Raw genomic sequence first — 10,380 nt, forward strand, 5'->3', positions numbered from 1 at the left:
TCCCGAGCTCCGCCGCCAGCTTGCGGCATTGTTCCTGCAGCGGGCCTTCTCCCGCGAGCAGAAGCTTGATCCCGGCTTCTTGATCTCGAACCCGGGCCAGGGCGCGAATGAGCAGCTGATGATTTTTATTACCGTTGAATTCCGCAGCATAGAACATCAGGAAATCCTCCGGCCTGTAGGGGGAATCCTGTCTGAGCTTGGCCTTCTCCGCCTGTGTCACCGGCTTGAATCTGTCCGTGTTGACGCCCACGCCATGCACATGCTCAATTTGCCGCGCTTTGAACCTCCGCCGGGCAGCCAAGCGATAATCTTCGTCGTTAATCGTGATCAGACAGTCCGTCAGCCGCGAAAGACCCTTCTCGATCGGGTAATACAGCAGCCAGTTCATCAACGGCGACCCTTTGCAGAAATGAAAGCCATGAGCGGTATAGATCACCCGAGTTCCCTTGTTACGGGAACTTACTGCTGCCAACCGGGCCAGAACGCCGCCCATCGGGGTGTGGGCATGAATAATCCCGTAGTCATTCTGCCGCATAATTTCCCTTAGCTGACGGTAAGCCTCCAAATTACCGCAGCGAAGCGGCGACCGCTCAATCGGGATATTGAATTTCTTGTCTACGTAAGGAAGGTCAAGCCCGCCCCTTGCCGCGATATGAACCTCCCAGCCGCGCTGCTTGAACCATTCGAGCACTGGCAAATGAAAGGCGCTGAAATGGTAATCTACCGTTGCGCAAAACAACACTTTTCGGGACATAAGCCGTCTTCCTTTCCATGGCGTCTAGACGACTGTCACTTTCTTAAGCGGAGCCATTTCAAAGCGGTTGTTGGCAATATCAAGCAGCATCGTTCGCAGTTCTTCGATGGACAGCGAATCGTAGACCTTGAGCAGATGATTAATGGACTCAAAGTTAACCTCGTACGATTTGCCGACATAGATCTTGGGATAAACCTGCGCTTCATGAACTTCCGTATCCCGCAGCAGTTCTTCATACAGCTTCTCTCCCGGTCTCATACCGGTGAACTCAATGCCGATTTCCTCGGTGGAGTAGCCTGACATGCGGATCAGATTTTTGGCCAGATCCACAATCTTGACCGGCTCGCCCATATCCAGCACGAAGATTTCTCCCCCATGCGCCAGGGCGCCCGCTTGAATGACCAATCGCGACGCCTCGGGAATCGTCATGAAATACCGGACCATATCCGGGTGCGTGACGGTTACCGGCCCGCCCTGCTCAATCTGCTTCCGGAACAACGGGATGACGCTGCCACGGCTGCCGAGCACATTGCCGAAACGAACGGCGACAAATTTGGTCGGGCTGAACCGGTCGTGATGCTGAACGATCATCTCGGCAATCCGCTTGGTTGATCCCATCACACTGGTCGGATTGACCGCCTTATCCGTTGAGATCATGACAAACGTGCCGACTCCCGCCAGGCTAGCGGCCTGCGCAACATTCATCGTGCCGATAATATTATTCTTGACCGCTTCCTCAGGATTGCGCTGCATAAGCGGCACATGCTTGTGAGCTGCGGCATGATAGACCACGTCCGGGCGGTGCAGCTCCATTAAGCTGATGATCTTGCCTTCATCCTGCAAATCTGCGATTTCGGTATAGAACTGGATGCCGGAATCGCGGAATATCGCTTTCAGCTCGATTTCAATCGTATAGATGCTGTTCTCTCCGTGGCCGAGCAGCACCAGCTTTTTCGGCCGGAATCTGGAGATTTGCCTGCATACCTCCGAACCGATGGAGCCGCCTGCTCCTGTGACGAGGACAACCTTTCCCGTGACATAATCGGAAATTCGGTCAATGTCCAGCTGAACCGCTTCCCTGCCCAGGAGATCCTCGACCTGAATGTCCCTGATTTGGCTGACCGAGACTTTGCCGCTCGCTATATCCTCCAGCATGGGAATGGTCTGTGTCTTGGCGGAGGTCTTGGTGCATTCGTCATAAATGGCTTTTAGCCGGTTCTTGGAAAGCGAAGGAATCGCGATGACAATATGTTCAATTTGATACCGTTCAGCCAGCTCTACAATATCTGTCGTTCCGCCGACAACCGGAATCCCCATAATATCGAGACCGAGCTTATTCAAATTGTCATCAATAAAAGCGACCGGCTTCAGCGCCTTGTTCGGTCCGGACATGAGCTGTCTTGCCACCATCGTTCCGGCCGCGCCTGCACCGATGATCAGCGTCCGCTTGGTGTTATCCGGCTCGCTCTGCGTCTCTTGCTTGTCATGAGCGGCTCTGATGATCCGCCAGCAAAAACGCGACCCGCCGATCAGCAGCATATGCAGCAGCCATGTCACCAGCAGCAGACGGTATTGAACGTTGCCCGAAAAGACGTATTGAACGGTAGCTGCGGCAACCATGGAGAATGTGACCACTTTGCTGATGAGGATAATTTCTTCAACGCTGGCATATTCCCATGCTTTCTTGTACAAATGGTACACAAAGGCAAAGAGATGATGACTCAGGAGCAATGCGACCGAACTGATAATCACCGGATGTGTAAATACATTAAAAGAGGCGTTCACCAGGAAGCTTCCCGCGAAAATAGCCGTCAACACAATAAACGAATCCAACAACATCAAAATAGTTAGCCGATGCTTACGAAACAACGTTCGTCCACTCCCTCCCAAAACGAATCAATCCTGCGGCTGTCCCTGGTTCCTAACCCCGATTAAGCAGGCTTCCTAATATCCTGACCTTCCCGAATTCCAATAGGCGCTTGGCCTCGAGAGCCTTCTTCTGCTGCGTCTTCCCGCTGCTGATGACCAATACGACCCCATCGCACCGGCTCGCCAGCGCAATAGCATCGGGTGTTTCCAATACCGCAGAGCAGTCAAATAGAATAACAGTGTATTCATTGCTTGCCCGGTCCAGAAATTCCGACATCGCCTGCGAATCGAGCAGATCCGCCGCGCCCGGCAGAGGCGACCCGCCCGGGACGATGGATAGTCTCTCCACATCCGTGGGATATACAATTTCCGCAAAATCCATGTTGGAAGCTAATCCATCGGCAAGTCCGGGCCATTGTTTGATGCTGAATACCTGACCCAGAGCAGGGTTCTTGACATTGGCGTCCACCAGAAGCACCTTATCCCCCCGCTGAGCGAAGCTTACCGCCAAATTTACGGCGGAGGTCGTCTTCCCTTCTCCCAGCGAAGGAGAGGTGATGACAAGAGAGATCTGCTCCTTCTTTCCCGCTGCAATCCGAATGTTATTCCGTATCCTTCTGTATTGCTCGGCAGCAGCCGCTGTGGGACTGTTATGCACAATAAAGCAGCCGTGTATCGCCCGTGAATCCAGCTTTTTCTCCCTATGAGCCAATGGCTTCACCCCGCACATACTCATTTTTCCGCCTTGAATTGCCGAGAGAATTCTTGCGCTGCAGCTTGGGAACGGCCCCCAGTGAATTTACGCCCAATATCCGTTCAAGATCTATTTCGGAGCGGAGGGTATCATCCAGGGATTCGAGCAAAAGGGCAAGACCCAAACCAATGACAAGACCGGCTATTATGCCTGCGATCAGCGCACGATTGCTCGGCGGATTGATGGGCGCGGGATTCGGCGATTCCACCGCTGCCGTAAGAACGCTGATTCCGTTAAAGCCCATACGCTTGCTCACTTCCTCGGTAAACACGCGCACGACGGCATTGACGATTTGCGGCGCGAGGGCAGGATCCGGGTCTACTACCGAAATGATTGTAACAATGGAATTGTCAACGCTTCCTACACTGATCTGATTGCGCAAGCCTCCGGCCGACCTTGGGATACCCGACTCCTTGATCACGCGTTCCAGAACCACCGGTTCGCGAATGAACACCTTGATTGTGCTCAGCTGCTCCGGAGTAGCCGCGGGAATCATAATTCTTGCCGAAGAAGAGTACAGGGGCACTTCCGGCTGTGAGCTGTACAGACCGCCCAGCACGGCGAGAAGGACGGTAGTTAGCACAATAATCCATAATCTCCGTTTGATAACCGCTGCCCATTCCTTCAGATTAATTTCCTTGACCGGAACTCTGGATGAAGGCTCCTTTTCGTATACCTCGTTCTCATCTTCCACATATTCACCCACTTTAAAGAGTAACTTTAATAAAGAACATTTTTCATTAATTTTAGTTCTTTATATAGAACATGTCAACTATTAGTCCCTTTATTTCATGGATATTGTTCGTTTTTGCGACCGGTCAAACTGTTCGTTTACACGCACAGAAAAAAGCATCTCCAAAAGCAATTTGTATTGCTTCCAGAGATGCCTCTTTTGCTGTTCGGCCTATAGCGAAACAGGGGTCAGGCGGGGATGATCGTCTTTAAGAAACGTTTAACACCGGAAAGCCCCTCTTGCTCAAGTACGGTTAGGAGCTGTGTCCCGATGATGGCTATATCGCATTTACCCTCCAAAAAACGCACATCCTGATCGCTCTGGATGCCGAATCCTACAGCGACTGGAGTTCTGGCTATGCTGCGGACGCGAGTGATAAATGCTTCTGTCTCCCTGCCAAATGAGGTCTTCGTTCCGGTCACTCCCTTTCGCGCTGCACAATACAGAAAGCCGCCGGTTGCTGCCGACAGATAAGCAAGGCGCTCGCTGGATGTATACGGTGTAACGATCAGGATAGGCTCCACCCCATTTTGACGGCAAGCCTCCATAAACTCTTGGCTCTCCTCTGGGTAGGCATCCGGCACAATCAGACCCTGAATGCCTATTGCGGCGCACGCTTTAACGAAGTCTTCAATCCCATACTGAATGACAACATTATAATAAGTCATGAACAAAAAGGAGAGGCCGGGAAAATCCGTGACCACACGCTCCGCGAATTCCAGGCATTGTTTCGTTGTTGTTCCGCTCGCCAGCGATGCCTGATTGGCATGCAGAAACACCGGTCCATCCGCAATGGGCTCCGAGAAGGGCAATTGAAGCTCGACAAAGCGGGCGCCGCTCTCTTGAAACAAACGAATCATTTCATAGTTCGTATCAAAATCCGGATAGCCGAGAATTTGGTGAGTCATGATCTGGATCGGCTTCCCGGATGGTCCGCCTGTAATCTGTTCAGCGAGCCGTATTTTCGAACTGCCGGGCTTTTCTCCGGATAAATGCTTTCCATTCATCATCTTGCAATCCCTCCGCTACATTAAAAATGTCTTTATCCCCGCGTCCGGACATATTAATTATGAAGATATCAGACCCCGAAGATTCCGTGATATCGTTAAACGCTCCCGCAAAAGCATGCGTGGACTCCAGCGCGGGAATCAGACCTTCCGTCTTCATGATCATTTCCAGCGCTTCCACTACCTCCGTATCGGTTGCGGCTGTGAACCGCACCCTGCCCCGCTCGGACAAGTCGGCCAATATCGGAGATACGCCCACATAATCCAGACCCGCGGCAAGGCTGTACGTATCCTTCATTTGCCCGTCGTTATTTTGCAGAAAAAGGGTCTTAAAGCCTTGAGCGACACCGGCCTTGCCCTCGCCGTAGGCAATCCGGGCCGCATGCCTGCCGGATTCCCTGCCTTGTCCGCCTGCCTCAACCCCTACGAGTCCAACATCCTCATGCGGATAGAACGCTTGAAACACACCGAGGGCGTTCGATCCGCCGCCCACACAGGCGTAGACCCGGCTTGGCAGCCGGCCTTCCGCCCGCAAAATCTGTTCCTTGGCTTCTATGCCGATCACAGCCTGAAAGTAGGACACAATGGCAGGGAAAGGATGCGCACCTGATGCGGTTCCCAGAACGTAATGCGTCGTTTCAAAGCTGGACACCCAATCTCTCAGCGCTTCATTGATCGCATCCTTCAACGTTCGTGAACCGTAATCGACGGCGATGACTTCAGCCCCCAGCCGTTTCATCCAAAAAACATTGGAATACTGACGCTCCATATCTTCCCGGCCCATATAGATGGTAGCCGTGAGCCCCAGCTTCGCCGCTGCGGTAGCGGTAGCCACTCCATGCTGTCCCGCCCCCGTTTCGGCTATGACGCGCGTTTTTCCCATTTTCTTCGCAAGCAGGACTTGACCGAGCGCGTTATTCAGCTTGTGGGCGCCGGTATGATTCAAATCCTCGCGTTTAATATAAATCTTCGCGCGGCCGAAATAATCGGTTAGCCGATCCGCATAGGTAAGCGGAGTGGGGCGCCCTGAGTAATCCGCCAGCAGTGAGCAATACTCTTGCCAGAACGCTTCATCCTGTTTAATGGCTGCAAAATGCTCCTTGATTTCTGCAAATGCAGGGACAAGGATCTCGGGTATGAACGAGCCTCCGTAATTCCCATAGTAACCATCGTCTTTTACCAATGCTTCAGCCGCAGCGGATATCGTTTGAAATATCGTTTTATACCCGGACATCAACTATTCTCCTTTATCGTTTCATTCGTTGGATGATGACATCGAAACAATATCTCGCGCCGTCTCCGAATCCGTCACCAGAACATCAATCCATTTGCCCTTGAGCGCCGCTGTAATAGCCGTGACTTTAGCTGCGCCCCCGGCAATTCCGATGACCGTGGGTATGGCGCGAAGCTCCCGGGCACCCAGGCCAATCAGCCGGCTGCTGCCCGGGAATTCAATCACCTGTCCTCTTTCATCCAGAAAGGATGTGCACAGATTGGCAGCGGCGCCCAGCTTTTTCAGAACCGTCATATCCTCCCCGCTGAAGCTCCCCGATTTGACCATGGTCGCTTCTTCGCTTACTTCGCCAATGCTTACAACCGCTACGCGGCTGCTCCGGGCAAGCTCAAGCACCTTTGCAATCTCCGGCTCTTGGCGCAGAAGCATGCCGGTCTCTTCGTTGGCCACCAATGCGGGCGCATGAAACATCGAGTATTTGGATTTCAGCTTATTCGCGAAGGCCATAGCGTTCGTGCTTGCATGCCAGGCGGCTCCATCCGATCCCCACCCTCCGACCAGGGGGACAAACTGCAGGTTATCCCGTTCAAAGTAATCCATCTCCTCGGCTGCGCAGCCTATCGTGTGCCCTGCCATAATGCCGACTATGTCGCCATCCCTCAATACGGATTCGAGCAGCGCGGCGCCGGTTCGGCCCAGCAGGGCAGGAAGCCCGGCGGGTTCCATATCAGAAGAATCGACAACCAGCGCGTCTTGAATGCCGAAAGCATCGATGAGTGACTTTTCAAGTTCCTGTTCGGCTGAAAACGGATTATTGATCGAAATACGTACAATCCCTTCATTCCTGGCAGCTGTCAGCATCCGGCTAACATGAGGACGGGATATCCCCAGTCGTTTGGCGATTTCCATTTGGTTCAGCCCTTCCTCGTAATACAGCTGGCAAATCTTCACTAATAATCGGAAGCGATCCTGATTCTTCTCCGTCATACTGCGGGCATGCACATCCCTTCACACTCATTGTACAAATGTTCATATATTGAACAAACGTACCTCACTTCATGAGTATATCGCTTTTTTCCTTATTTTTCAAACTAAAAAGGAACCGCCCCATGTGTCATTTTCATGACAAATAAAGCAGTTCCTTCGCCCGATCAATATAGACATTACTGCAATATATTGTTATTGAATCTATCATTTGCTTTTAGCGAGAGCTTCGCATTAACCAGAATGTTACCCTCTATCGTATAAGGAGGTGCGCCCACGCCCGCATACTCGGTCGAGATTCCTTTTGCCGGCAGATTGGTTGTAATTTTGTTTTTTCGAATCACCGCGCTCAGCACTTCGTATGGATCGTTCCGCTTCCAGTAATCGTTGATTTTGATAAGCTCCGTGCTGCTTGAGGCAAGGTTATTGGCATTCACCACATTACTCTCCACAACGGTGCTTCGAGCCGCCTGGATGCTAACCGCCTGCGCGCTGCCGCCGGGCAATTCAAAAGTGGAATTCTTCACCGTCAGATTTAATTGCTTATTCTCTGCGTACAGCAGGCCCGCGCCTTGGACGTTGCCTTTGAAGGTACAGCCGTCAAACACATAATCTCCGGCCAAAGCAGCTGAAAGCGTGCCGAACTTCCCTTCTTCGGATGCTTCAAACTGGCAATCCTTATACGTTCCCGGCGGCAGAGAAAGCCCGTAAGCGGAGTTATAGCGGATGATCTTCAGATGATCGAACACGCTTCCTGAAACCGTATTCCCGGTCAAGCTCCGCAGAGCCGGCTCCCCGGTAATCGTAACATTGGACAGACGCAGCGGATTTTTGCTGATGCTTAGGCCCGCTTCCACTTTTTTCGTAATGTTGATATTGATATTAGAGACCTTGATTCCGTAAGCATCCTTTGCGCTCAAGGCGAGCGTGCCGTTCGTTATCTCCATTCCATCAATGACGATATTCGGCCCCTCGAAATAGGTAATGGAATCATTCAGTTTATTGTTCCGCAAGGTGACATCATGATAAGCATAAATGCGTGCCCCGTCAAAATGGTTATCGGATACCCAGGCGTTTGTAAATGGCAGGGAGACTGCAAGCCCGATGGCTTCCTTGGAAGCAAAATGATTACCGTCCACCCAGGCGTTCCGGCCGTCATAAAGAATGACATCGTACACGGCGTTGTTATAGAATTGGTTGTTTTTAATCGTGATGTTTGTATTCAGGTAGCCATTCTCCCCATATCCTCCTTCCACATCAATGCCGGATTGCGGCGCTGTCCCCTTTATGTCATGAAGCAGGTTTCCAGTAATTAGAACATTGTCCGCCCCGCCGATTGTAATTCCCTGACGGCGGTTGAATGCGGATTCCGAGTTCCGGACGGTAATATTCCGGCTGACGACACGGTTCCACACCTCCAGGTAACCGCCCTTGGACGATGCCTTATTAAACACCAGATGACAGTAGGCGGCCCCGGTTGGAATCGCCATTTGATCCCGGACCTTGGCCGATATCTTCTTGATAAACTTCCCGTTCTTTTGGTAGAAATAGACCTCGAAGAAAGGCGGCAGCTTTTGGCCATTGGAAATTTCAAAGAGCTGCTCTGATTGAAGAATCGGCGCGGTAAGCGGAATCGGCGTTTTGGTGCGGATTTTATGCTTATCGCTCATTGCATTTCCTTTTGCATCCAGCGCTCCGGAAACAAACCCTCCCTCATACAGGTCCTTAATCAATTTACCAACGCCGCCAATCGCCATCCCGTCTCCGGTAAAATTAACAGTCTTGACGCCGTCGATCACAACATTTGACGCACCTTCAACCAAAATGCCGTAACCGTTCTCATGCGTACCCGCGCTGTGGGGATTGTCTTTTTTAGAGAAATCATGCTGCTGCTTATCGCCGCTGTAAGTTCCGCCCTGCAGCGTTACGTTATTAACCCCGTAGCCCAAGAACATCGTCTCGTACCGTTCTTTTCCGTTCGCTTCCTTTTGCAGCACCGCGTCATCCGGCATGATAAATGTCATATCGCTGACCATGTTGATCCGGCTGTCCTTATCGATCAAGTACGTTCCGGATGGCAGCGTCACCGCTTTAGCCCCGCTGTTATGCAGGCTTCTTAGTGCTTCGTTGATGCCTTTGGTCGTTTCCACGGGATGAGTTCCGTCATTGTAGATATTCCATTTGGCTAAATTAATCGTCCCATCCGGCGGGTTCGGGGAATCCTGGCCATATATCTCCAGCGGCAGCAATCCGATCAGCACAACGGTTAATGGCAGAATGAACTTCCACAATTGCTTGTGCATTTCTGTCCCTTCTTCCTGTTCAAGATTCAATCCGCATATCATTCGTTCTTTAAAACGAACCACCCATTTTAGACTATCATGTTTTTTTCCAGATGGAAAGGCTTAAGCCCTATTTCCAAAAAACGGTTCTTTAATCCCCCATTTTTCCCTTAATTTCGCCGTTTTTTGTCTCAAAAGCGCAATTACAAATACCGATAAACTAATTCAGGCAACCATTCCCAGTGATAAAATCTCAAAAATCAAGAGAGGAATTCTTATGAAGAAGACAGCGATTTTCCTCACTGTGTTTCTTATTGCGGCCATTCTGGCGCCGGCCTCTCCCCACGCGAACGCGGCGGGTCCGATGCTATTCTCCGATATTTCGCCCACGCATTGGGCCCAGAAAGAAATATCGCGGCTAAAAGAGCAGCAGCTTATCGGAGGCTATAGTGACGGAACCTTTCGTCCAGACAAGCCGATTACCCGGGGGGAAGCCGTAAAGCTGGTTGTACGGGCAAGCCATATTCCGGTTGAAGCGAATGCGAATCCGCAGCAGGCTCCTCCCGATGTGCCCCGGGCATATTGGGCTTATCCTTACATCCAAGCTGCCATGAAGCATGGTCTCATTACGGGATATTTGGACGGATCATTCCGCCCAGGGGATACGCTGACACGGGCTGACAGCGCCGTTCTGATCGCGCGCGCCTTTGAGCTTAACAGCCCGGGTACAGACGCCGCCAGCCGCGTGTCAGATATCGGCGGC

At 51.7% G+C, this 10,380-nt stretch carries 9 protein-coding genes; 1 reads left to right on the forward strand and 8 read right to left on the reverse strand.

All coding sequences use genetic code 11. The features are described 5' to 3' along the window. From L691_RS0103200 to L691_RS0103235, 8 genes are all read right to left on the reverse strand, one after another. A partial coding sequence (locus L691_RS0103200) for a glycosyltransferase (protein WP_025688744.1) occupies nucleotides 1-754 on the reverse strand: 754 nt, incomplete at its 3' end. Nucleotides 755-778: 24 nt separating this feature from the next. Continuing rightward, nucleotides 779-2,623, reverse strand: a complete 1,845-nt coding sequence (locus L691_RS0103205; protein WP_025688745.1) for a polysaccharide biosynthesis protein — start codon at nucleotides 2,621-2,623, stop codon at nucleotides 779-781. A 52-nt stretch (nucleotides 2,624-2,675) separates the two neighbouring features. Beyond that, entirely contained in the window at nucleotides 2,676-3,344 is a 669-nt protein-coding gene (locus L691_RS0103210; protein WP_198022965.1) for a CpsD/CapB family tyrosine-protein kinase, read from the reverse strand. Continuing rightward, the gene (locus tag L691_RS0103215) at nucleotides 3,325-4,071 is read right to left on the reverse strand and encodes a YveK family protein (RefSeq protein ID WP_025688748.1); all 747 of its coding nucleotides are present in this window, start codon (nucleotides 4,069-4,071) and stop codon (nucleotides 3,325-3,327) included. Before L691_RS0103215 ends, L691_RS0103210 begins: the two co-directional genes overlap by 20 nt. A gap of 227 nt (nucleotides 4,072-4,298) precedes the next feature. Then, entirely contained in the window at nucleotides 4,299-5,120 is an 822-nt protein-coding gene (gene trpA / locus L691_RS0103220; RefSeq protein WP_051459288.1) for a tryptophan synthase subunit alpha, read from the reverse strand. Then, nucleotides 5,059-6,351 carry a tryptophan synthase subunit beta gene (gene trpB / locus L691_RS0103225; protein WP_025688750.1) on the reverse strand — a complete coding sequence of 431 codons (1,293 nt, stop codon included), beginning with the start codon at nucleotides 6,349-6,351 and terminating at the stop codon, nucleotides 5,059-5,061. Before trpB ends, trpA begins: the two co-directional genes overlap by 62 nt. A 21-nt stretch (nucleotides 6,352-6,372) precedes the next feature. Continuing rightward, the gene (locus L691_RS0103230) at nucleotides 6,373-7,338 is read right to left on the reverse strand and encodes a sugar-binding transcriptional regulator (protein WP_025688752.1); all 966 of its coding nucleotides are present in this window, start codon (nucleotides 7,336-7,338) and stop codon (nucleotides 6,373-6,375) included. Between the two features lie 176 nt (nucleotides 7,339-7,514). Next, a complete protein-coding gene (locus L691_RS0103235; RefSeq protein ID WP_025688753.1) occupies nucleotides 7,515-9,638 on the reverse strand; it encodes a right-handed parallel beta-helix repeat-containing protein in 2,124 nt (707 codons plus the stop codon). 256 nt (nucleotides 9,639-9,894) lie between these two features. Here L691_RS0103235 and L691_RS0103240 point away from each other — a divergent pair. After that, nucleotides 9,895-10,380, forward strand: a 486-nt coding sequence (locus tag L691_RS0103240; RefSeq protein WP_025688755.1) for an S-layer homology domain-containing protein, incomplete at its 3' end; no start/stop codon positions are given.

The organism is Paenibacillus zanthoxyli JH29 (assembly GCF_000520715.1).
GTDB lineage: Bacteria > Bacillota > Bacilli > Paenibacillales > Paenibacillaceae > Paenibacillus_AQ > Paenibacillus_AQ zanthoxyli.